Here is a 23,401-nt window from a genome sequence, read left to right as displayed (position 1 = left end):
TTTACGGTTTTCCGTTTACGGTGGCCAATCTATTGAGATGACCGCTACAGCCACCGTAAACAGAAAACCGTACACTGTAAACGTTTATTTCAAATCAAAACTACTGCCTTCCTGCACCAGCTTCTGGTACAGATCCTGATCGAACTGGTAGTAAAAGGCGCCTTTTCGGGACGAACCTTTATCTTTTTCATTCAGCTTCACCAGCCACTCCATCGAATTGAGCCGTTTGCTGAAGTTCCGATGATCGAGCGGCTGGTTGTTGATGGCTTCGTAGAGACTGCGCAACTGGGGAATGGTAAACTTCTCGGGAAGTAACTCAAAGCCAATCGGTTGGGTGCGCGCCCGACGCCGAAGCCGGGCCAGGGCTTTCTCTACCATGTCGTTGTGATCGAAAATCAAATCCGGTCGTTGCGAAACCGGAAACCACCTGGCATTGTGCGAATCGGCGAGGTCTTTGTTGTACTGGTCGGTGCGAATCAGGGCGTAATAGGCAATCGAGAGGGTACGGGCCACCGGGTCGCGCCGGACTTCGCCGTAGGCATACAGTTGCTCCATGTAAACGCTGGTCAACCCCGTCAGGGTCTCCAGAATCCGCTCGGCGCCTTCATCGATGCTTTCGTCACGTTTCAAAAAACCGCCCATCAGCGACCAGTTGCCCTGTTCGGGTTCAAATCCCCGCTTGATCAGCAACAATTGCAGTTCCTGCTGATCGAATCCAAAAATAATGCAATCTAAAGCTACAAAATGCTTTTCGTGCTGGTCGTATACAATTTCCATTCGACGTACCCACGGCCAAAAGTCCGTGAAATCCTTACAACGATTGATCCTAACCTAAATATTAAAGCAAACTATGAGATTTACTATCAGGACTTTCGCTTTCTGCCCCGTTCCCCTAAAGGACGGTCGGCCGCTGCCGGACTTGGACGCGGCTTAGTCCGGATGCTAAAAGTCCGGCAGCGGCCGACCGTCCTTTAGGGGAACGGGGCAGAAAACGAAAGAGTGACAGAATTATCAGACGTAAGTCTTAATGATAAATACTAAATGTAAAAGTGCTGAATTGGGAAATACTTTTACATTTAGCATTCATCATTTTACATTTAGCATTTCATGTAGTGTTCTCCTTCCGCTCAGGAGTTCAACCCAATGCGCAGTGGCCGCCAATCATTTTTGACAATTGATCCTTTTTTCCATGAATCCAACCGAAAACCAACCGTCAAGAAGAACCTTTTTAAAGGGTGCCACCGGAATGCTGGCCGGGATAACCGCAGCGAGTGCGCTGGCTAAAGCCGGAATGGGGGAAGAAACCAGGGCCGGTTTATCCCTGCCTTTGGGCGTTTGTGCCGGTTATGAAAAGGTCGGGTTATTAAAAACGCTGGGCTTTTCCTTTATCGAGGAAAGCGTCGGCCGGTTTTTGATTCCCGACGCGGGGGATTCGCAGTACGATAAAAACCGGGTGACGCTGAAGACGGAAGGACTGCCCGTTCGATCGTACATTTATTTTTTTCCGGGCACCCTGAAGTCGGTGGGGCCAACCCTCCACCACGAAGCTATTTTGCAGCGGGCCGATCTGGCGCTGAAGCGGGCGAAGGAATGCGGCTCGAAGAATATTGTGTTTGGCAGTGGCGGTTCGCGGGCGATTCCTGATGGATTTGACCGGGCGACCGCCAAAGCGCAGCACATCGAACTCTGTAAAAAAATGGCTCCTCTGGCCGAAAAACACGGTGTTACGCTGGCGGTTGAGCCGCTCAACCGGGGTGAAACCAATTTTATCAACAGCCTGGCCGAAGGCGTGGAAATCATTCAGGCCGTCAACAACCCGTGGTTTAAGTTGCAGTGTGACATTTACCACATGCTGAAAGAAGACGAAAAACCGGAGGAAATCATCAAATACCGCCAGTACATCACGCATTGCCACATTGCGGAAAAACAGAAGCGAACTGCGCCCGGTGTGATGGGCGATGATTTCAAGCCTTATTTTCGGGCGTTGAAGCAAATCAAATACGAGGGTGGGCTGTCGCTGGAATGCAACTGGACCGATTTTGACAACGAAGTCGCCCTCGGTTTGGCGACCGTAAAGAAGCAATTGGCTGAGGTATAAAACCGGACGGTTCTAGTGCTCAGCAGCAACTAGAGTTACTTCGTCGTCATAAAAATAAACCAATGACTGAGGCATGGATCACCACCGTCGCGCAAATGCTCACTCCAATCGGAACGTTCAGTGAGGAGCAGGTTCGGCTGGTTGCCCATCGCGTGCGTCGCCGGTCTGTAGAAAAAAAAGCCATTCTGCTGGCGGCAGGAGCCATTTGCCAGACGGTTTATTGCAGTCTGGAAGGCGCTTTCTACCAGGTTAGTTACGACGACGAACAGGAGCCGGTCATCATTGATTTACACCTTCCCGGGCAGTGGTTTTTCAATCACCAAAGTTTTGTCACCCAGGCGCCCTCGGCCTACACCATTCAGGCCTATTCAAACGGCGTTGTGCTCGAACTGTCGATTCAGGTGATTCATGAATTGATTGCGATGTCGCCCGTATTCCTGCAACTGGGCAGCCTGCTCAATCAGGCCACGGATCGGATTCGCTTCTTTGATCAAAATCTAACACCCACTCAGAAATACCAGTATGTGCTTGATTCACAGCCCCAATTGCTGCATCTGTTTCCCCTGAAAATGATTGCGGCTTACTTGAAAATAACGCCCGAAACGCTGAGTCGCGTCAGAGAGCGTCTGACGCGGGGCATTTCTTGATTTGAATCAAGTATCAAATCAAACCGGGTTTCTTATGTTTACCAAACAGCACGCTGAAAGCAAACGACAGCCGACAGCCCGAACTGACCTCATCGAACCTTAGGAACCCTATGCTGACAGCCATACATCCCAAATTGCCTATGCGCAACAAGCGCGTCACCCAAGACTTTTACCTGAACCAGTTGGGCTTTCAGGAAGTCGGGCAGACCGATTTTGCGGACTACCTGATGGTGCAAAAAGACGTGATCGAGATTCATTTTTTTGCGTTCGGCGACCTCGATCCCGCCCAAAACTACGGACAGGTTTACATCCGGACGGATGCCATTGACTCCTTATACCAGTCGCTAATGGATCATAATGTAAGCATCCATCCGGCGGGGCCTTTACAGGAAAAACCCTGGGGGCAAAAGGAATTTTCGGTCTTGGACCCCGACAACAACCTCCTCACCTTCGGGCAGCGTGTCTGACTGTAACATAAACCCAACAAACTACTGTCATGAAATTTACCAGACTTGTACCGAATGTATTTTACACGGACATTAACGATGCCTTGAAATTATTTGTCGATTGTCTTGAATTCACGATTGAGCACAATGAACTGGGCGCCAAGCAACCCTTTTGCGTCATTGAAAAAGACGGTTTGAGCATCAACGTTTTTGAAAATGCGGAGCTCGCTCAGGAACATAGCCCTGAATTTAGACTGGTAACCGATGAGATCGAAGCGGTTTACCAACAGATCGCATCCACCCATCCGGAGTTCCTGCATCCCAATCTCAATAAAATAACCCTACGACCCTGGGGAGCAAAAGAGTTTGCTTTAACCGATACGCAACTCGGTATCGTTATTCAACAATGGTAGGAAGGGATTTTCGATCCGACTGGTTTTAGCGAGGATCGAATGCCCGGCTTCTGACATTAGGAACACGTAGCTTTCAGGACGGTGATTTTAACGCAATTCTTACAGCTTCTGGCGGAGATTTTTAATACGTCCGTCTATCCTCCCGGGGAACAAGGTGGTCTGTTCTACGGTTCCGGTTTCGATCCGTCAGGCCATCCGGTTCAACGGCTGGGGCTGGTTCTTGAACCCTGGCCGGCGCTTCCGGAATGGCTGGTTACCCACCGCATCGATACGCTCTGGCTGCACCGCCCCTGGAAGCTCGACCGGGCTTCCCTGCCCGCAAACGTGGCGGTTCTTTACCATCATCTTCCGTTCGATGAGCATTTTACGATCGGATACAACCGTTGGCTGGCGGAAGCCCTGGGATTTTCTGGAACGCCGAAACCGCTCCTTGAGGTGATAGGCTACAAAGCGATGCCGGGCTATCCCGATCGGCCAATCGGGATGATCGGTTCGGAGTCGCAACTGGACTTTCAGGGTTGGTGCCAGCGGATTGCCCATGAGTTTGGCGGGTATGAAGACGCCATTCCGGGGCTAAAAACCGTACCGGGCCAAATTGCCATTGTTGGTGCCATGACTACGGCCCTGATTCAGGAAGCCTCGGAGCGGGGAGCGGGTTTATACCTGACGGGGCAATACCGGAAATCCGCCCAAAAAGCCGTCGAAGAAACGGGCATGGGCGTCATTGCCATTGGCCACCAACGGAGCGAGGAATGGGGCATTCGGAAGCTCGCTCAACTTTTGGCGGAGCTTGACTTCGTCGTGCTGATGCCTGATTGACTGACAAAGAGAGCATGGCCAACCTGAGAAGGTTACCAGCATGAGGCCCATTTACGGGATTTTTACCGCCCAATCGCTACTTTTCGCAGAATAGAATCAATGATCTGCAAAGTTGTCACACCGTCGGCTTCGGCTTCGTAGTTGAGCAGAATCCGGTGGTTGAACACGTCGGGGGCCACTTCCTTGATGTCTTCCGGCAACACGTAATCGCGCTGGTCGAAGTAGGCGAGGGCTTTGGCGGCCCGGTTGAGGTTGATACTGGCGCGGGGCGACACGCCGTATTGAATATACCGGGCTTCGTCGCGCAGGTTGTAGTCGAGTGGTCGGCGGGTGGCAAAAACCAGCTCGATGATATAGCGTTCGAGGGTTTCCGAAATGGTAATTTTATTGATTTCGTTCTTAATCGCGAAAATGTCTTCCTTGTCCAGAACCGGCTGCACCTCGTAATCGAAATTCAGGTTCGACATCCGGCGCATGACCTCCAGTTCTTCGTCTTTCGACAAATAGCCCACGAAAACTTTCATCATAAACCGGTCAATCTGGGCTTCCGGCAGGGGGTAGGTCCCTTCCTGCTCGACCGGATTCTGCGTGGCCAGCACCAGAAAAGGCTTATCGAGAATAAACGTTTCTTCGCCGATGGTCACCTGCTTTTCCTGCATGGCTTCGAGCAGGGCGGATTGCACTTTGGCGGGCGAACGGTTGACTTCATCGGCCAGAATCAGGTTGGCAAAAACCGGTCCCTGCTTCACTTCGAACTCGCCGGATTTCTGATTAAAAATCATCGTCCCGACCAGATCGGCCGGGAGCAGATCGGGCGTAAACTGAATCCGTTGGAAATCGAGCTGCAACGCTTTTGCCAGCGTGTTGATCGTCAGCGTTTTGGCCAAGCCGGGAACGCCTTCCAGTAAAATATGCCCACCGGTAAACAAGCCGATCAGCAGCCGGTTGAGCAGGGCCTGCTGCCCCACAACGACCTTGCTCATTTCGTCGAATACCTGACGGATTTTGGTATGATAGGTGATGTCTGCTGATGTCATTTTTTAAGGAATGATGAGTTATGAATGATGAACGATGAATGGGCTGGCGCATGCAATCCATCGTTCATCGTCCATAATTCATCATTCATAATTATTATTTAACCGCCTTAACAAATCGCTCTTTGCCATGAATGTCCTTGAAAATCTGCACATTCCGATAACCGCGTTCTTCGAACACCTGCTGGGTTTGCGGTCCAAACCGCTCGTTGATTTCGACGTAGCAGGCGCCGTCCGTGTTCAGGTGTTGCCGCCCAAAATCGGCGACGGCTTTATAAAATAGCAGCGGATCCTGGTCTTCTACAAATAACGCCAAATGGGGCTCATATCGTAAAACATTCGTTTCCATATGTTCCGCTTCCGACAAGGTTACGTACGGCGGATTGCTGACCACGCACTCAAACCGGCGGTTTTCTTCGCCCACATTGAGAATGTCGCGTTGTTCAAACTCCACGTCCGCCAGGAGCGTCCGGGCGTTTAACTGCGCCACTTCGAGCGCTTCCGGCGACAAATCCCAGGCCACTACCGATGCCTGTGGCAGAAACCGGGCCAGGGTTACCGCAATACAGCCGCTGCCGGTGCCGATGTCGATGATGTTCAGTTGGCCGGTGGTTTCGGCATAATCCCGGACGATGAGCCGGATCAGTTCTTCGGTTTCGGGGCGGGGAATCAGCACCGCCGGCGACACCTGAAACTCCAGACCGCAAAACTCCGTTGTGCCAATGAGGTGCTGAACGGGTTCGTGGCTGTTGAGCCGCCGGATGAGTTCGGCCCAGTCGGGTTGGGGAGGATTGGTGGGAATCGGCTTACCGGCCACCACGTCGGTTCGGCGAAGCAACAGGTAATGTTCCAGCAACAAAAACACGATGGCGCGGGCTTCTTCCGGGCGGTAGCCTACCAACTGCCCCACCAGCGAATCAAATAACGACTTGGCTGTAATCATGCGGACGTAAAATTTGCGTAAATCTAAACCTTCGCGAAACAGATTTCACGGATTTTACTGATTTCTTTACGTTGAAGTATACAACTGATCCTGAAAACCGTTGATTGACGACACCTTATTCATGTCCCGCGCCCTGGAACTGGCCAAACTGGGCCGGGGGCACGTCAGCCCAAACCCGATGGTGGGCTGCGTCATTGTCCACAATCAGCGCATCATTGGCGAAGGCTGGCACCGGCAGTACGGCGGCCCACACGCCGAAGTGAACGCCGTTCGCTCGGTAACCGACGAATCACTGCTGCCCGAATCGACGGTTTACGTCACGCTGGAACCGTGTTCGCATTTTGGAAAAACGCCCCCCTGCGCCGATTTACTGATTGCCAAACGGGTGAAAAAGGTAATCGTTTGCAACGACGACCCGAATCCACTGGTGGCCGGCAAAGGGTTAGCCAAACTGCGGGCAGCCGGTATTGAAGTAGAAACCGGTTTGCTGGCCGAGCGGGGCCGTGAATTGAACCGGCGGTTTTTTACCTTTATCGAACAACAACGACCGTACCTGATTCTGAAATGGGCCGAAACCGCCGACGGTTTTATGGCTCCCGCCGATTTTCGCCCCATTCCGATCAGCAGCCCGCTGTCGCGGCAGTTGGTCCACAAATGGCGAACGGAGGAAGATGCGATCATGGTGGGGACCAACACCGCCCGGCACGACAATCCGCAGTTGAATGCCCGGCTCTGGAGCGGGCGCAACCCCGTTCGCATTGTGATCGATAAGCAATTGCAATTACCCGCTTCTCTGCACCTTTTCGACGGTTTGCAGCCGACGCTGGTGTATACGGTTTTGCCGGGAAAGGAAACAGGTGTAGATGCCCCTAAATCCCCTAAAGGGGACTTGGACACAGCAAAATCCGGATCCACAAAGTCCCCTTTAGGGGATTTAGGGGCTTTAACAAAATACGTCCAATTAGACCCTGAAACTCCTTTCCTGCCCCAACTCATCGCCGATTTACACCGGCAAAAAATTCAGTCGGTGATTGTGGAAGGCGGGGCGGCTTTGCTGGAAAGCTTTCTGAATCTGGGGCTTTGGGATGAGGTGCGGGTTTTTAAAAGTCTGAAAGTGATGGGCGAAGGGCTGGCGGCTCCCGTGGCTCGGGGAAGGCTGGTCGCTACCGAGCGGATCGGCGATGATTCGCTGATGACGTACCGGCCTTCCTGAACCGAATTACCGATCGACAACCGCGACCGCAACCATGTTGAAAATTTCCCGTACCGTACTGCCGAGTTGCAAAACGTGGATCGGTTTTTTCAGCCCCATCAACACCGGGCCGATTTTTTCAATCTGCGCAATTTCTTTCAAAAGATTATACGCAATGTTGGACGATGACAGATTGGGGAAAATCAGCGTATTCGCGCCCGATTTCGCCAGGGGCGAGAACGGATACGTTTCTTTCAATAAGTTCAGATTGAAAGGCAAATGAGCCTGCATTTCACCGTCGACGATCAAATCCGGGCGTTTGGCGTGAAGAATTTTGACGGCTTTCTGCATTTTCAGAGCGTCTTCGCCACCGGCACTGCCAAACGTCGAATAAGACAGAAACGCGATGCGGGGTTCCACATTCAGCCGCTTCACTTCATTAGCCGTGATTTCGGCAATTTCCACCAGTTCCTCGGCGGTCGGGCTGATGTTGACGGTGGTGTCGGCCAGGAAAATCGGGCCGAATCGACTCATCAGGATATACATCCCCAGAATCTTGTTGATGCCGTCCTGTGGTCCAATCACCTGCAAGGCCGGTCGCAGCGTTTGGGGGTAATTGCGCGTCAAGCCCGAAATCAACACATCGGCGGCCCCGACTTCCACCATCACCGCGCCGTAATAATTGCGGTGCAGCATCAATCCCTTCGCATCGACGAAGGTCAGTCCTTTCCGTTTCCGTTTTTCATACAGCACTTCGGCGTAATCCAGCACGGTTTTTTCCTGTTTCCGGGAACGCGGATCAATGATGGTAACCCGTTCGATCGCCAGTTTATTTTCCCGAATGATCCGGTTTATTTTCGTCGCGTTCCCCAGCAAAATCGGCACCGCGATCTTCTGTTCAAGCACTTCCTGAACCGCCCGTAGCACCGTCAGATTTTCGCCGTCGGTGAAAACCACCCGTTTCGGCGACCGTTTCGCCTGGTTGATAATGCCCCGAATCAGCGAATTGTCCAGGCCGATGCGGTGCGATAACTGCGAATGGTATTCTTCCCAATCGGTAATCAACTTGCCGGCAACCCCCGATTCCATCGCGGCTTTGGCTACGGCGGGCGCAACGGTGGTCAGAAGTCGGGGGTCCGTCGGTTTGGGCAAAATATATTGCCTTCCGAACGACAGATTCTGTTGGCCGTAGGTCATGTTGACAATTTCAGGAACCGTCTTTTTCGCCAGATCGGCCAGCGCCCGAACGGCCGCCAGTTTCATCGCTTCGTTAATCGCCGTGGCCCGCACATCCAGCGCACCCCGAAAAATATAGGGGAAGCCCAGCACATTGTTTACCTGATTGGGATAGTCGGACCGCCCCGTGGCCATGATGATGTCGGGTCGGACGGCAACCGCTTCCTCGTAGGAAATTTCGGGCGTGGGATTCGCCATCGCAAACACGATGCAATCTTTCGCCATGGATTTGACCATGTCCTGGCTAACGACCTTCCCGATCGATAACCCCAGAAACACATCCGCACCCTGCATGGCGTCGGCCAGCGTCCAGCCGTCCGGGAGCTGATCCCGGACGTACTTGTATTGGTTCGGAACCAGATTCGTGCGGGCGGGGTGCAGCAATCCGTCCTTATCAAAAACCGTAATATGCTCTTTTTTAACGCCCAGTGCAACGTACAAATCCAGACAGGCGATGGCAGCCGCACCGGCACCATTGACGGCCAGCTTGATCTCACTGATTTCTTTACCAGATATTGTTAACGCGTTCAACAAAGCCGCTGCGCTGGTGATGGCGGTGCCGTGCTGGTCGTCGTGCATGACCGGAATTGTCAGTTCTTTCCGGAGCCGCTCTTCAATTTCGAAGCAGGCCGGAGCGGCAATGTCCTCCAGATTGACCCCGCCAAAGGTGGGCTCCAGAATCTTGACGGTCCGCACAAACTCATCGATGTTGGTGGTATTCAGCTCAATATCGAAGGCATCGATGTCGGCATAGATTTTAAACAGCAGGCATTTTCCCTCCATCACCGGTTTGGAAGCGCCGGGGCCAATATCGCCCAGACCCAACACCGCCGTGCCGTTGGTGATCACCGCCACCAGATTGCCTTTGGTCGTGTAATCGTAAATTTTTTCGGGAAAGCTGGCAATTTCCAGACACGGTTCCGCCACGCCGGGTGAATAAGCCAGCGACAGATCCCGTTGATTTAGCGTTTCTTTGGTCGGAACAACCTCAATTTTTCCCGGACGTCCTTTGGCGTGATAATGCAGCGCATCTTCCCGTAATTTTTGCGAACTCATGGAATCGTAGTTTGCTGATGGCGATTGTTGCGACAGCCCACTGCTGCCAAAAACCGCCCCTAAACATACGGACTCGTTGCTACAAAGTCTAAATTTTCGGTGATTCGTTTGCCGTCCTGCACCAGCGTGTTCATATACAGTAGAATCCGTTTTTTCGCCACGTCCAGATCCAGATTGTTGAGGTTGATGTTCAGCAGGTCGATGAACCAGGGCGGTTTTACTGCGCTCAGCGTGTAGACGTTCGCAATCTCCAGCGCAATGGGCAAGGTCGTCGTTTTCGAGGATTCGTACACATCCTTACTAGCCGCTTTCAACAGCTTTTCGTATTCTTCGGCCACCAGTTTTTGGTACAGTTCCTCCGAAAAAAACGCCCCGGCCTGTGTTCCGGTTTCGGGATCGTCGTCCGTCAAAACCGCCCCTTTGTGAATCCATTCCCACAGAATACTCAGCCGGATTTCGCCCGTTGCCATGTCTTCCATCAGGTACAAAATATCGTCGTTGCCGAAAAAATCCGCCGGTTTCAGGGCTGCTGCCTGCATCCCCTGCCCGAACGCATTACCGTATTGCAACGCTACACTCACCAGATTCCGCGCGCCCCGAATGTCGGTCGGTGCCGGTTCGATCAGAATTAAGCCGTCGGCGTCAGCTTGCGTGTACGTCAGCCGGGGAAATGCACGGCCCAGCTGATTGGCTTCGCCCACTTTCTCCCAAACCGGTCGGACGATGTGTACCATTTTCCAGTGCGCCACCCACTTGCCGCTGGCTCCCTCGCGCTGTTCGCGACCGGCACCCGCCACGGCTTTTTCCATGCTGGCTGCGACTCCGGCTTCGGAACCCACCGGAATGTTGGGTTCCATACCGCCCTGCCACAAGGCAAAATTGCCGTGCAAGTCCGGTGTGTTGACGGCCCGGCGAACCCGGTCTTCGTAATTTCGCATGTACCCGTAGGTCATCGTAATGGCTTCAATGTTCGGATTAATGAACGTTTTGTCCCACGCCATTGCATCCGAAACGCTGTTGATGTAATCCCAGCGACCGGTATTGTAGCCTACGAAATGTTTCCCCAAAGCCGCCCGGATTTCCATCAACTGGTGCGTCGCTTCGAGTTGTTCGACCAGCACATACACTTTAATCGTTCCGGCGGGGAGTCCAATCTGGCTTTCCAGTGCGTCGAGCAGGTCGTTCCAGACGGCGGCTTCCCCGGCAGTCTGGATTTTGGGTAAATACAGGACGATGGACGAACCGGCTTTTTGCAGTGCCTGATAATTATTGACGACGTAGAGTGTCGCATCGACAATAGACGCGGCCAGAGCTGTTCCGTCGGCGTCGCGGATGTGCCGGTCGTCGAGGTGAAGACCCCGCGCCCGGAAGATTTTGGTAGTAAAATTCAGTTGGGTTTCCCAATCGGTGATCATTTCGCGGCCCAGAAATGAGTTCGACCAGCGGTTCATTTCCTGGGCGACCTGTTCGGCTACTTTCAGGAAAACCGGGTCTTTGTGAATGGCGAGTTTGAGGTTGCGCTGGTTGTCGAGCGACATGGTGGTAATTTGTCCCAGCGCATCTTCGCCGTCGAACATCCAGCCGTCGGCACCCGACAACAGCGCGTAGGCCACGTTTCGGATGCTGTTTTCGACGGGGGCGTTGGGTTTGGCGGCTGGCCCGGTTCCCTGAATCCACTGGCGTTGCAGGTCGGCCGGAATAACCGAGCCTTCGAAGTGGCCGTCACGGGCGTCCTGCACGGTAATCGCCGTACCGGGAATCAGACTTTCCGGGTCGAGGAAGGTGATGCGGGTTTTAGTCTTTTGCCGATCAGCCCGCCGTTTCAGTCGGTCGGTCATGGCGGTTTTGATGCGTTGGTTGAAGGGAGCCAGTGCCGAAAGGGCCGCGAGGGCTTCGTCGGTATAGACGTCTGTATAGGTTTCCTGCAGGTTGTCGCGGATGATAAGGGTCATGTTCGGGGTTGAGTTACTGATCATTTAAAGCAAATGATGCGAATAGTCTTTTCGCTTTTTGCCCCTAAATCCCCTAAAGGGGACTTGGACGCGGAATCATCCGGATGCTAATAGTCCCCTTTAGGGGATTTAGGGGCAAAAAGCGAAAGGACTATAAATTATAAAATCTCCTAATTAGTAGTTAAAATAAACACGCTCATCGTAATCGGTCCGTGCGCGCCCATCACCAGCGCCTGCTCGATGTCCGCCGTTTTGGAGGGGCCGCCGATGAACGCACCAAAACCGTAATCGCCCACCCCGATTTGCGCATAGGCTTCGTGCAGGGTCGGAACGATGGTTTCGGCCCGAACGACCACCGCCAGATGCTGGCAGATATACGGAATAATGCGTTGCCCCATCCGTTGTTCCGGGAGCCAGACCGCCCCGTTTTCGGCCACGGCCAGTTGGGCTTCGATCACGGCCAGTTCGACATCGTTGAAGGTGCGCGGATCGGCGGTTTTGGAGAGAACTTCAAACGGTTCGCCCAGGTCCGGCAGGGTGGTTACCAGCCGTTTCGTAGAATCGAAGTTCTCCAGAAGCCGGGCGTTCACGGCGGCCAGATCGTCAACGACAAAGACGCTGCCGCCGATGCTGGTAAAAACCGCCTGATAGGTTGAAACGATGTCCGGTCGATTGCCCTTTAAAAAAGACAGATCGGGCAACGGACTGGCGGGAGGCTGGTTTTTCAAAACCGCAGCCAGTATACTTTCTCGGGTGCTCATGCCGGTTTTCAGGTTCAGGATGGGAAGGGGAGTTTAAACTTTTTCGGAACCGTTGTCGCCCTGGTTTTTGGCGTACCATTCCCCGAACGACTCTTTCGGGCCGTCTGGCATTTCCCGCTGTTTGTACCACGGATTGAACTTGTTATTCACGGCAAACGGGATGTTGTTCAACACCCATCGACCGGCCCTTCCGATGGTTGAATACGAACCGGGAGACGATAACGTCCAGGCCATCGCTTTCATACCCAAAACCTTGGTATTGGCCGCATAGCCTTCCTGAACAATCACCTGCCGCCACTGGTACAACTGATCGTGAATATTGATTTTTACCGGGCAGACGTTGGAACATGAACCGCAGAGCGTCGATGCAAAAGGTAGATCCGCGTGCCTTTTCATGTCCAGATTCGGGGCCAGAATCGCGCCAATCGGGCCGGAAATGGTGTTGTGGTAGCTCAAGCCGCCACTTTTTCGATACACCGGACAGGTGTTCATGCACGCGCCACATTTGATGCATTTCAGCGAATCCCGGAAATCCGGTCGACCCAACTGACGGCTTCGGCCGAGATCGACCAGAACCAGATGCATCTCCTGACCCGGACGCGGTTTTTTAAAATGGCTGGAATAAATCGTGATGGGCTGGCCGGTAGCGCTTCGCGCCAGGAGCCGTAAAAAAACGCCGAGGTGTTCCTTTTTGGGAATGATCTTTTCAATGCCCATCGACGCAATCTGAATGTCTGACAAATGAGCGCCCATGTCGGCATTCCCTTCATTGGTACAAACGACGTATTCACCGGTTTCGGCCACGGCAAAATTAACGCCGGTCAGGGCTGCCCGTCGCGATATGAAGGCATCGCGCAGGTGCCAGCGGGCAAACCGGGTTAAGGTGGTCGGGTCCGAAACACCTTTTTCGGTGCCCAGGTGTTCGTGAAAAATTTCGCCGATTTCCTCTTTTCGTTTGTGAATACAGGGCAGCACAATGTGGCTCGGCGGTTCGTTGTCCAGTTGCTGGATGTATTCGCCCAAATCCGAGTTGATGACGTCGATGCCGCGTTCGATCAGGTATTCGTTCAGGTGGCACTCTTCCGTGAGCATGGATTTGCTCTTGATCATCTGCGTGATTTCCTTCGCTTTCAGGATGGAATACACAATCCGGTTGTGTTCTTCCGCATCAGCCGCCCAGTGGACGGTAACGCCGTTTTTGGTGAGGTTGGCTTCAAACTCCAGCAGGTAATCGTGCAGATTGGACAGCACGTTGCTTTTGATTCGGGAAGCGGTTTCGCGCAATTGCTCCCATTCGGGTATGTTTTTGGCGGCAATGTCCCGTTTTTGCCGAATCCACCAGAGCGCACCGTCGTGCCAGTTCACGTGTTCTTCGTCCTGGTTAAACGCTTCGGCCAGAGCGGCATGATCTTTCGTTGCTTTTTCCATCACACGGTGGCGTTTAGAATTTCGGCAATGTGTACGGCTTTAATGGCGCTTTTGTTCCGGTGCAGGATGCCTTCCAGGTGCATCAGGCAGGAAAGATCCACGGAGGTAATGTATTCGGCCCCATTTTTCACGTGATCGGTCACCCGGTCTTTGCCCATTTTGACGGAGACGGCTTCTTCTGCCACGCAGAAGGTCCCGCCAAAACCGCAGCATTCGTCCGGGCGATCCAGATCAACCAGTTCCAGGCCGTCCACCATGTTCAGCAACTGCACCGGTTTGGAAAAGGGCGACGCATTGAGTTCGCTCATCTGGGCCAGATAAAGCCCCCGCAACCCGTGGCAACTCTGGTGAATGCCGACTTTGTGGGGAAACCGGGCCGCCAGATTCTCCACTTTCAGCACATCGGTTAGAAACTCCACCAGTTCATAGACTCGTGATCGGGTACGTTCCGCCAGTGCCGGATTCGTTGGCGCATGGAGGTGTTGCTTGACGTGTAACACGCAACTGGCCGAGGGCGCCACGATGTAATCGAACTCGGAAAAATTTTCCAGAAAAAGACGGTTGCAGTCCTGCGTGAGGTGTTCGAAGCCGGAATTGGCCATCGGTTGTCCGCAACAGGTTTGCCGGGGCGGATACACCACCTCGACCCCCAGTTTTTGCAGCAGTTGCAGGGTCGCAATGGCGGCCTGGGGGTAAAACTGGTTGACGTAGCAGGGAATAAAAAGTCCGACAGTCATGGAGTAGGGTTTAGGATCGGGTTGCTTAGACTCTTTTCTCCCTAAAGCAGCGAAGCGAATCAATTTACTAAGCAACTGCGAATCAGCTCCCTTTACCCTTTCTGGCGACGGATCATGGATCAGTCGACCGGCAAGGCTCTCTCCAAAAAGTCGGCGTAAAAATCCGGGATTTCACTGCGCCGGATTCCGTCGGCGGTCTGCGCGATGGGGTAGTCCACCTGAACCAGTTCATACCTAATCGAGTCGGCATCAAACCGGTTCTGAACGCCGGAGGTAGTGATGAGCAGGTATGTCGCCAGCGGGAGCGTTTCTTTGGATCGCCCGACGGAGCCACAATTGATGGCGGTTTTGGCCGGAAAACCGGGGCGGTTTTGAATCGTTCGGATGTACGACTGGTGCGTGTGACCCATGATCAATACATCGGCGTTCTGCTCCGCCATCATCGTCACCAGATCATCGGAATCATGGTCTTCGTAAATGTACTCGTCGATCGACCGGGTGCTGGCGTGGGTCAGGAGGACGGAAAGCGACGCATCCGCAAACGTGAATTCTACCCGGAGCTGGCGCGGCAGGCTGGCCAGGAATGACTTGTTTTCCGGCGTAATGTGCTGGCGGGTGTAGGCGATGGCGGCTATGCGGGCCTGCGTTTCGGAATCGCCGTGTTTCGCCAACGGAATAACCGGTTGGTCGAAGGCAATGCGTTCGTCGTGGTTGCCCATGATCGTCGGGATGCGGTTTCGCCGGATCAGGTCGATGACTTCGTTGGGCCAGGGTGCAAAATCGACTAGATCACCGAGGCAGAAAAGCTGATCGACCTGACGGTTTTCAATGTCCTGTAAAACCGCTTCCAGAGCGGGCAGATTAGCGTGAATATCGCTGATGACGGCAATTTTTAACATCCTATAAACCAGAAAGCAACATCAATACAAGCCACAAAGATAGCGGTTGGCGGGTTGGCTGGGCGGTAAAACGAATCATAAAAAGAGACGCAGACCCCGAACGGGCGAAATCGTATAGTAAAAAGCGGTAAAATTTGCTTTATCTGGTTGATCTACCTTTACCCTGAACCCTTAACGCCCGGATAGTTTATGAAATGGACCCAGGTTATTGATCCCCTGCAGAACCTCACGTTGTCCGTCCTCGTCGCGGCCCTCCCCATTCTCTTCATTTTCTGGGCGTTGATCATCCGAAAAATGAAAGGCTATCAGGCCAGTTTACTCGCCACGGTCATTGCCGCCCTGCTGGCCATTCTGGTGTACGGAATGCCGGTTAAACTGGCGGTTTTGTCCTTCGCCCACGGCGCGTTATACGGGTTGTTTCCCATTTGCTGGCTGGTGATCATGGCGGTTTTTCTGTTCAATCTGACGGTCAAAAGCGGGCAGTTCGAAATCATCAAACACTTCATGGCTTCCATCACGTCCGACCGGCGGTTGCAGGCGCTGCTCATTGCGTTTTCGTTCGGCTCTTTTCTGGAAGGAACGGCGGGTTTCGGGGCGCCGGTGGCCATCACGGCGGCCATGCTGGTGGGTCTGGGGTTCAATCCGCTGTATGCGTCGGGGATTTGCCTGATTGCCAATACCGCCCCGGTGGCGTTTGGCTCCATCGGCATTCCCATCACCGTTGCCTCGCAGGTTTCCGGGATTCCTGAGTTGCCGATTTCCCAAATGGTGGGCCGTACGCTGCCGATTTTGTCCATCATTCTGCCTTTTTACCTCGTAACGATCATCGCCGGTTTCAAAAAAGCGAAGGAGGTGCTGCCGGCGGTCATGGTCTCCGGGATCTCGTTTGCGTTCCTGCAATGGTTTTCGTCTAATTACCTGGGGCCGTCGCTGCCCGACGTGATCGCGGGACTGGGCTCGATCATTTGCCTCATGGTTTTCCTGCGGTTCTGGAAACCCGAAACCGTCTGGCGGTTTGCCAACGAACCGGCTCCCACGTTCAACACCGACGTTTCGTATAGCAGCGGGCAGATGCTGCGGGCCTGGTCGCCGTTTCTGGTGCTGACGATCATGGTGATTGCCTGGGGTGTGCAACCGATCAAGGACGTACTCAACGCCGTGGGCATGATCCAGTTCGAAGTGCCCGGCCTGCACAACGCCATCGTGGGCGAAAACGGAGCGGTTTTGCCAAAAGTGTTCAAATTCAATTACTTATCGGCGGCCGGAACCGCCATTCTCATCGCTAATCTGGTGGTGATTCCCCTGATTGGGCTGACTTACCGGGAGGCTGCCCGCATTTTCGTTAGTACACTCAACCAGTTAAGATTTCCCGTGCTGACCATTGCTGCGGTTTTGGGTTTTGCCTACATCGTCAATGATTCGGGCATCACGCTGACCCTGGCCGCCGTGCTGGCCAATACCGGTTTTTTGTTCCCCTTTTTCGCGCCAATCCTGGGCTGGCTGGGGGTGTTCATTACCGGCTCCGATACGTCAGCCAATGCGTTGTTTAGCAAACTCCAATACGCTACGGCTCAGTCGATTGGCGTCGATCCGGTGGTAACGGTGGCCGCCAACGTGTCGGGGGGCGTGGTGGGGAAAATGATTTCTCCGCAGTCCATTGCGGTGGCGGCTGCGGCCGGCGATTTGGTCGGCAAAGAATCGGAGTTGTTTCGCTTTACGGTCAAGCACAGTTTTATCATGCTGACGGTCATCTGTTTCATTACGCTGGCGCAGGCATACGTCTTTCAGTGGGTCATTCCGACGTACGAAATGCTCAGTAACCAGAAAACCGTCGTGAGTCCGGACGCATCGCGGGGCTATGTGTATCTGCTGATTCTGGCGCTGGTGCTGGTCGCCCTGATCGCAACGATCCGGGTGATTGCGAAGAAGAAAACGCTACGATTTCATCAATCCGAGACCTAATGAACCGTATAAGTTCGTACCCTTTATTGTTTTGCAGCCACCCGGCAAGGTCTGACTCATTTACCGGTTCTGAAACCGACCATCCACCAGCACGTCAGCAACCCGAACATCTTCCGTTAAAACCGCCAGATTGGCGACAAAACCGGTCTGAATCTTGCCCAGTGAATCCCCCAATCCAATGATTTCTGCCGGAACGGTGGCCGCCATCCGGAACACCTCGGCGGGTTCCAGCCCCACGTGCTGAATGCAATTCTGAACGGCTTTAAGCAGGGTAATCGACGAACCGGCCAGTTTGCCTTCCGGATTGGTATAGCGTCCGTTTTCGTAGTGAAGGATAAAATCTTCGAAGGCGTAGGTGGGCTGGGTCGGGTTGGCAAAAGTCGCATCCGAAATCAGAAAGAGACGCTCGCCGAGCAGCCGTTTCGCAATCCGGATGGTGGCCCAGTCGCAGTGAAAACCGTCGGCAATGATGCTGGCCCGAACGCCCGGATGGTCGAAAACCGCCCCGACAACGCCCGGTTCGCGGCTTTCAAACGGGCGCATGGCGTTGTACAGGTGTGTCGAAAGGGTAATTCCGTGGTGAAAAGCTCCGGTGGCTTCCGCGTAGGTGGCGTTGCTGTGACCCAGCGACAGCAGGGTGGAAGCCTGGTCGGCTTGTTCAACCAGGCTGGAAAGCTGCTCCGGACTGAAAATTTCGGGGGCAATGGTCAGCAGCCGGATGACGTCACGGCCCTTCTCGAACAGCTCGGCCAATTCGGCCTCCGTAGGCCGACGCACGTAATTCGCACTGTGCGCCCCCCGCTTCACGGCGTTGATATACGGCCCTTCCACGTGCAGCCCCAACACCCCATTCGGATTCGTTTGCCGCACCTGCCGCACGGATTCCACGGCTTTCAGAATGGTTTGCAATGAGGTTGAATACAGCGTTGGCACCACGGAGGTCGTGCCGGTTTTCAGGTGCGTTTCGTAAATGTGCGCGACGGTTTCGGCGGTGGGCGATGCGTTCAGGAAAAAGTCGGAACCACCGTACAGTTGCAGATCGACAAAACCGGGAACCAGCCAGTGTCCCTGAAGGTCGATGGCGTCCGGGCCGTCCGCTGTTCCGGCGAAGACCTCCTGGATCAGCCCATTCGAAATCCGCACCGAGGCATTCGGCAAAAGGGTTGTTCCGGTAAAAACCGTGGCGTTGGTCAGTGTTAGTTCGTGCATGGTTGCGAGGCCCTGACAGCGGTCGAAGACCCTGTCAGCGGCTTTTTTGCGAGACCTTAAAAGCGGTCGAAGACCCTGTCAGCGGCCTTTTGGGATGGGCTATAAATTCCAGATTTCCCAGGCTTTTTCAGCCTGCAGGTGGAGCATCGGCAGTCCGTTGTGCGTCGCGGCTCCCTGTTCGCGGCCCTGCTCTAAAAACCGGGTTTCCGCCGGATTATAGACCAGATCATACAGCAAATGCCGACTCGTCAGCAGACCGTACGGAATGGCCGGACTGGCTTCGACGTTCGGGTACGTGCCGACGGGTGAGGTGTTGATAATCAGGCGGTATTCGTCCAGAATCGTCGGGCTGATGTTTTCGTAGGCCAGGGCTTCGGCGGTTTGCTGGCGGGAAACCAGCCGATAGCGGATTAGCAGGTCAGTCAGGGTGGTGGTGACCGCTTTGGCCGCTCCGCCATTGCCCAACACCATTGCCTGGAGCGTTTCGGGCACTACGTTGAGCGATTTCAGCCAGACTTCCAGCGATGACCGAAACCCGTAATAATCCGTGTTGTAGCCGATTTTTCGACCGTCGGGCAAAATCCGGATGGTGTTGACCGCGCCAATCCGCCCGGCCGAAGCCGGATCGAGTTCATCCAGGAACGGCAGAATGGCCTGTTTGTGCGGTATGGTGACGTTCAGGCCAACCAGATCGGGAATCGAAGCGACCAGGTTTGGAAAAGTCGTCGGGTCGGGCAACTCGAACAAGTCGTAGCGACTGTCCGGAATGCCTTCTTTTTCAAACTTTTCAGTAAAATATTTCTGGGAAAACGAGTGGGTCAGCGGATACCCAATCAGTCCGTAACGGCGCATAGCAAAGGATAAATCGGTTGCCCAAAGCTACGACCAAAACCGGTAAACCCGACAAAAAACCGGCTAAATTGCCCCGTTGACCACCACCGAAAAAATGGCATCCCGAATCCGGATGGTGTCGGGCCGCGACCGGCCGGGCGAATCACTGTCGGGGTCGATCACAAACGTTGCGTTCAGATGGCCTTCGAGCTGGCGGCTGGTGGGGTTGTAGGCGTCGATAATAACCTCATTGGTCTCGGTCTTCGACGCGTAGAGGTTATAGCGGTCGCCGGTCGTATTGTCGCCAATGCGGGTGTATACCCAGGCCGAAAGCGGGGTGCCGTTGAGGTCGTCCCAGCGGATGGGCCGCAGCCGATAGGTGCCGGGCTTCGTTGGTAACTGGTTAATGCTGAGCCAGTCGACTTCGCCGGCGGTGCGGAATGTGCCGCATTCTTCTACCATAACATTGATGCTGTCGCGGTGCGCAAAGGTCGCCGTTGAAGCCGCCGACCATTCCTGCGAATTCTTCAACGCCATGAAATTGCCACAATTCGGGATCTGAGGAACCCCTATTTTTTTGTTGTCGCAATTCAGCATGGAACCAATCAGAGCCAGTAAAAGGATATTCTTCATGTGGATATAGGCGGGAAAAGGCAACTCTATATACAGTGACCATTTAGACCGGGTAATGGTTTAAAGGGCCACCGAAAAAAATTAACTTATTTGATAAAATTCAGGCTGTCACTTTCCCGATTAAACTCGGATATTTGCAACCTGACCGTCGAGTAGTGTATGCACAACCTGATTCTCTTTGACGATCCAACGATTCGCACGGCCCTTCTGCCTTTTACCTTTACCCGGCCCGTAAGCGAAATCCGGATTGGCATCTGCACCATCACTGAAAAATGGGCCGTCCGGCTCCAGACAACACCGTCGTTTTTGACGGACTTGTATCTGCAAATAAAGTATCCCCGTCGGACAATTCACGATAACTTTTTCGTAAACGGTGCCGTTTGCCCTACCAACGCCCTGATTAATGCGTTGAACGGGTTAAAACCGGAGTCAGGACTCGTAACGGCGGAGGGAGTGCTGCTGGCACTTCGTACCGAAAAACCGCTGGAAACCGCCCCTTCGACCGACGATGCCGGTACCTGGGATGTATTTGGCGAACCTCTGACGATTCTGAAAGACCTGCCGTCGATCTTTGTTCACAACGGTGAGCAGATCCGAACCGACTTTGAACTGCTGACGGTGGGCCGGACCTCGCAGCCGATTACCGATCCGCACACCCGTTGTTATGCCCCCGAAAACATTTTTGTGGAAGAGGGCGCGGTGATTCGGGCGGCTGTTCTGAATGCCGAAAATGGCCCGATTTACATCGGCAAAAACGCGCTGATTCAGGAAGGTACGGTCATGCTGGGCCCTTTTGCGCTCTGCGATAACGCCACGGTGAACTGGGGCGGCAAAATGCGCAGCAACACCACCATCGGGCCGTATAGCAAAGTGGGCGGAGAAGTCGGAAACTCGGTTTTTCTGGGCTACAGCAACAAGGGCCACGACGGTTTTCTGGGCAATTCGGTCATCGGCGAGTGGTGTAATCTGGGAGCCAATACCAACAATTCCAACCTAAAAAACGATTATACTAATGTGAACCTGTACAGCTATGCCACCAACCGGCTCGAAAACACCGGCCGGCTGTTCTGCGGGCTGATGATGGGCGATTATACGAAGGTGGGCATCAGCACGATGTTCAACACCGGCACCGTCGTGGGCGTGAATGCCAACGTATTCGGAGCCGGTTTTCAACCCAAACACATTCCCTCGTTTTCGTGGGGCGGTGGGGCTGAGGGGTTTACAGAATACCGGCTCGAAAAAGCCTTGCAGGTAGCCCGCGAAACCATCGGCCGCCGGGGGCTGGACTTTGACGAGGTCGAAGAAACGATTTTGCGGGAAGTGCATCGGCAGACGGTAAACCGGCGTCAGGAAGAAGCGGGAGAGGAGATTTAAACAGAAAGACGACAGGTTAAACGGCGGGATTTTCCGGCTTTTTTGATACCATGCAATTCAGCGAAATCATTGGACACGACGACACGAAGCGGGCGTTGACGCGGGCGGTTCAGACCAACCACCTGGCTCATGCCCAGCTCTTCGACGGGCCACCGGGCAGTGCAAACCTCGCGCTGGCGCTGGCCTTTGCGACGTTCATCAACTGCGAAAACCGGCAGGAACTTCCGGATGGCCTGGCCGACTCCTGCGGGCGGTGTCCGTCCTGCACGAAAATGAATAAACTCGTTCATCCGGACCTTTCCATCATTTTTCCGGTAGCGGGCAGCAAGGTCACCAGCGAATCGTTCATGGCCGACTGGCGCAAGTTTGTTGCCCAGCATCCCTACCGCGTGCTGGACGAGTGGCTGGCAGCGATCAGCATCAAACAGGGTAACATTCCGGTGGAGGAAGCGCGCGAGCTGATGGGCAAACTGTCGCTGAAAGCGTACGAAGGCGAGTATAAAATCGTGCTGATCTGGTGTGCCGAAAACCTGCATACCGCTACGGCCAACGCCCTGCTGAAATTGCTGGAAGAACCGCCCGCCCGAACGCTTTTTCTGCTGGTGACGAACCAGTCCGATAAACTGCTGATCACGATTCTGTCGCGGACGCAACGCGTGGCCGTGCAGGCGTTTTCGGACGATGAAGTGGCCACGCACCTGCGCCAGCACCTGAATCTGCCCGAAAAACGAGCCCGGGAAATGGCCTATCTGGCCGACGGAAATCTGTCGGAAGCCATTCGGTTGTCGGAAGAAGAACCGGACCCGAAAGACGGTGAACCGGGGTCGGACCGGCACGCGTGGTTTGCCGAGTGGATGCGGTTTTGCTACCGACAGGACCTGATCGCGCTGGTTAAGCAGGCCGATGGGTTCGATGCGCTCGGGAAAGAAAAGCAACGCGGTTTGCTCGACTACAGCCTGAACCTCTGCCGCGACCTGTTTTTGTGGAAACACGGCGTCAACGAACTGTTGCGACTCCCCGCCGAAGAACGTACGTTTGTGGAGAATTTTGGCAAAGTCCTCGAACCGGAACACCTCGAACACATGGTCGGCAACCTGAACGAAGCGGTATTTCACATCGAACGGAACGTCCGCGCCAAGATGGTGATGATGGATTTGTCGCTCACGTTCAGCAGCCTGATTCGCAACGGAAAATGAAAAAACCGACGCAGACGGCTTCGGCCGAGCGCCCCAAACAGGTCATCGGTTTTGCCGACCGGGTGGATTTTCCGGATCTGGACTGGACCGACATCGAAGCCAAAATCGACACCGGAGCCTATACTTCCGCCCTGCATTGTACCGACGTAAAACTGGTGTCTAACGGCGACCAGTCCCGGTTGCATTTCACGCTGGCGGGCGCACGGGGCCGGAAAAAAAAGCAGTTTGTAACCGACTTTTTTCAATACAAAACCGTTAAAAACTCATTCGGTCAATCCGAAAAGCGGTTTGTCATCCAAACCCGTGTTCTGGTGATGGGGCGGCTCATCCGGGCCGAATTTTCGCTGGCCAACCGCGGCACGATGCGCTTCCCGGTCTTGCTGGGCCGCAAACTATTGCGTAACAAATTTGTTGTTGACGTATCACTGCAAAACGTTTCGTATCAACTCAAACAACAGACGCCGAAATCCTGATTTCTGTCGCGAAAACCGGGTCTGTTCTTCCCAGATTCTACACCAACCGACTTTCCTTTTTT

Annotated in this window: 22 protein-coding genes; 10 read left to right on the top strand and 12 right to left on the bottom strand. The window is 54.0% G+C overall.

The window, feature by feature from the left end; genetic code table 11:
• Window positions 1-84 precede the first annotated feature (84 nt).
• A complete protein-coding gene (locus F0P93_RS00835) occupies window positions 85-777 on the bottom strand; it encodes an NUDIX hydrolase (RefSeq protein WP_150874495.1) in 693 nt (230 codons plus the stop codon).
• A 412-nt stretch (window positions 778-1,189) separates the two neighbouring features.
• Between F0P93_RS00835 and F0P93_RS00830 the strand changes: the two genes are divergently transcribed.
• The 5 genes from F0P93_RS00830 to F0P93_RS00810 all read left to right on the top strand — a co-directional run bounded on the left by F0P93_RS00830 (window position 1,190) and on the right by F0P93_RS00810 (window position 4,423).
• Window positions 1,190-2,098: a sugar phosphate isomerase/epimerase family protein gene (locus tag F0P93_RS00830; protein ID WP_150874494.1), complete on the top strand. Its 909-nt coding sequence runs from the start codon at window positions 1,190-1,192 to the stop codon at window positions 2,096-2,098.
• 62 nt (window positions 2,099-2,160) lie between these two features.
• Window positions 2,161-2,745, top strand: coding sequence for a Crp/Fnr family transcriptional regulator (locus tag F0P93_RS00825; protein ID WP_150874493.1), 585 nt, complete (start codon window positions 2,161-2,163; stop codon window positions 2,743-2,745).
• 110 nt (window positions 2,746-2,855) lie between these two features.
• The gene (locus F0P93_RS00820; protein WP_150874492.1) at window positions 2,856-3,212 is read left to right on the top strand and encodes a bleomycin resistance protein; all 357 of its coding nucleotides are present in this window, start codon (window positions 2,856-2,858) and stop codon (window positions 3,210-3,212) included.
• Between the two features lie 29 nt (window positions 3,213-3,241).
• Window positions 3,242-3,604 (top strand): VOC family protein, encoded by a 363-nt coding sequence (locus F0P93_RS00815; RefSeq protein WP_150874491.1) that lies wholly within the window; start codon window positions 3,242-3,244, stop codon window positions 3,602-3,604.
• 81 nt (window positions 3,605-3,685) lie between these two features.
• Window positions 3,686-4,423, top strand: a complete 738-nt coding sequence (locus F0P93_RS00810; protein WP_150874490.1) for a Nif3-like dinuclear metal center hexameric protein — start codon at window positions 3,686-3,688, stop codon at window positions 4,421-4,423.
• 62 nt (window positions 4,424-4,485) lie between these two features.
• On the opposite strand, the gene F0P93_RS00805 is transcribed toward F0P93_RS00810, so the two are convergent.
• Window positions 4,486-5,460: an AAA family ATPase gene (locus F0P93_RS00805; RefSeq protein ID WP_114408135.1), complete on the bottom strand. Its 975-nt coding sequence runs from the start codon at window positions 5,458-5,460 to the stop codon at window positions 4,486-4,488.
• A gap of 94 nt (window positions 5,461-5,554) precedes the next feature.
• The gene (gene prmC, locus F0P93_RS00800) at window positions 5,555-6,400 is read right to left on the bottom strand and encodes a peptide chain release factor N(5)-glutamine methyltransferase (RefSeq protein ID WP_150874489.1); all 846 of its coding nucleotides are present in this window, start codon (window positions 6,398-6,400) and stop codon (window positions 5,555-5,557) included.
• Window positions 6,401-6,521: 121 nt separating this feature from the next.
• Here prmC and ribD point away from each other — a divergent pair, with 121 nt between their 5' ends.
• Window positions 6,522-7,613, top strand: a complete 1,092-nt coding sequence (gene ribD / locus F0P93_RS00795) for a bifunctional diaminohydroxyphosphoribosylaminopyrimidine deaminase/5-amino-6-(5-phosphoribosylamino)uracil reductase RibD (protein ID WP_150874488.1) — start codon at window positions 6,522-6,524, stop codon at window positions 7,611-7,613.
• A 6-nt stretch (window positions 7,614-7,619) separates the two neighbouring features.
• Here ribD and F0P93_RS00790 read toward each other — a convergent pair whose 3' ends face one another.
• The 6 genes from F0P93_RS00790 to F0P93_RS00765 all read right to left on the bottom strand — a co-directional run bounded on the left by F0P93_RS00790 (window position 7,620) and on the right by F0P93_RS00765 (window position 15,661).
• Window positions 7,620-9,884 (bottom strand): NADP-dependent malic enzyme, encoded by a 2,265-nt coding sequence (locus F0P93_RS00790; protein WP_150874487.1) that lies wholly within the window; start codon window positions 9,882-9,884, stop codon window positions 7,620-7,622.
• A gap of 59 nt (window positions 9,885-9,943) precedes the next feature.
• Entirely contained in the window at window positions 9,944-11,836 is a 1,893-nt protein-coding gene (locus F0P93_RS00785; RefSeq protein WP_150874486.1) for an aldolase/citrate lyase/malate synthase family protein, read from the bottom strand.
• 170 nt (window positions 11,837-12,006) lie between these two features.
• Window positions 12,007-12,597, bottom strand: coding sequence for a LutC/YkgG family protein (locus tag F0P93_RS00780; protein ID WP_150874485.1), 591 nt, complete (start codon window positions 12,595-12,597; stop codon window positions 12,007-12,009).
• 33 nt (window positions 12,598-12,630) lie between these two features.
• A complete protein-coding gene (locus F0P93_RS00775; RefSeq protein WP_150874484.1) occupies window positions 12,631-14,025 on the bottom strand; it encodes a lactate utilization protein B in 1,395 nt (464 codons plus the stop codon).
• The gene (locus F0P93_RS00770) at window positions 14,025-14,762 is read right to left on the bottom strand and encodes a (Fe-S)-binding protein (protein ID WP_150874483.1); all 738 of its coding nucleotides are present in this window, start codon (window positions 14,760-14,762) and stop codon (window positions 14,025-14,027) included. The genes F0P93_RS00775 and F0P93_RS00770 overlap by 1 nt, the downstream gene beginning before the upstream one ends.
• A 119-nt stretch (window positions 14,763-14,881) precedes the next feature.
• Window positions 14,882-15,661 carry a metallophosphoesterase family protein gene (locus tag F0P93_RS00765; protein ID WP_150874482.1) on the bottom strand — a complete coding sequence of 260 codons (780 nt, stop codon included), beginning with the start codon at window positions 15,659-15,661 and terminating at the stop codon, window positions 14,882-14,884.
• A gap of 189 nt (window positions 15,662-15,850) precedes the next feature.
• Between F0P93_RS00765 and F0P93_RS00760 the strand changes: the two genes are divergently transcribed.
• Complete coding sequence (locus F0P93_RS00760; RefSeq protein WP_150874481.1) at window positions 15,851-17,623, top strand: L-lactate permease; 1,773 nt, start codon at window positions 15,851-15,853, stop codon at window positions 17,621-17,623.
• Between the two features lie 60 nt (window positions 17,624-17,683).
• Here F0P93_RS00760 and nagA read toward each other — a convergent pair whose 3' ends face one another.
• The 3 genes from nagA to F0P93_RS00745 form a co-directional block, all read right to left on the bottom strand.
• Window positions 17,684-18,832 (bottom strand): N-acetylglucosamine-6-phosphate deacetylase, encoded by a 1,149-nt coding sequence (gene nagA, locus F0P93_RS00755; RefSeq protein ID WP_150874480.1) that lies wholly within the window; start codon window positions 18,830-18,832, stop codon window positions 17,684-17,686.
• Window positions 18,833-18,931: 99 nt separating this feature from the next.
• Window positions 18,932-19,684 (bottom strand): shikimate dehydrogenase family protein, encoded by a 753-nt coding sequence (locus tag F0P93_RS00750; RefSeq protein ID WP_150874479.1) that lies wholly within the window; start codon window positions 19,682-19,684, stop codon window positions 18,932-18,934.
• Between the two features lie 63 nt (window positions 19,685-19,747).
• Window positions 19,748-20,296, bottom strand: coding sequence for a hypothetical protein (locus F0P93_RS00745; protein ID WP_150874478.1), 549 nt, complete (start codon window positions 20,294-20,296; stop codon window positions 19,748-19,750).
• Window positions 20,297-20,455: 159 nt separating this feature from the next.
• Between F0P93_RS00745 and F0P93_RS00740 the strand changes: the two genes are divergently transcribed.
• Genes F0P93_RS00740 through F0P93_RS00730 form a run of 3 tightly spaced genes read left to right on the top strand, consistent with a single transcriptional unit; the run spans window position 20,456 to window position 23,339 of the window.
• Complete coding sequence (locus tag F0P93_RS00740; RefSeq protein ID WP_150874477.1) at window positions 20,456-21,670, top strand: GlmU family protein; 1,215 nt, start codon at window positions 20,456-20,458, stop codon at window positions 21,668-21,670.
• Between the two features lie 50 nt (window positions 21,671-21,720).
• A complete protein-coding gene (locus F0P93_RS00735; protein ID WP_150874476.1) occupies window positions 21,721-22,866 on the top strand; it encodes a DNA polymerase III subunit in 1,146 nt (381 codons plus the stop codon).
• A complete protein-coding gene (locus F0P93_RS00730; RefSeq protein ID WP_150874475.1) occupies window positions 22,863-23,339 on the top strand; it encodes an ATP-dependent zinc protease family protein in 477 nt (158 codons plus the stop codon). The genes F0P93_RS00735 and F0P93_RS00730 overlap by 4 nt, the downstream gene beginning before the upstream one ends.
• Window positions 23,340-23,401 lie beyond the last annotated feature (62 nt).

Origin of the sequence: Larkinella humicola (assembly GCF_008727875.1) — a bacterium.
Taxonomy (GTDB): Bacteria; Bacteroidota; Bacteroidia; order Cytophagales; family Spirosomataceae; genus Larkinella; species Larkinella humicola.
This window is presented reverse-complemented; position numbering and strand designations above follow the sequence as displayed.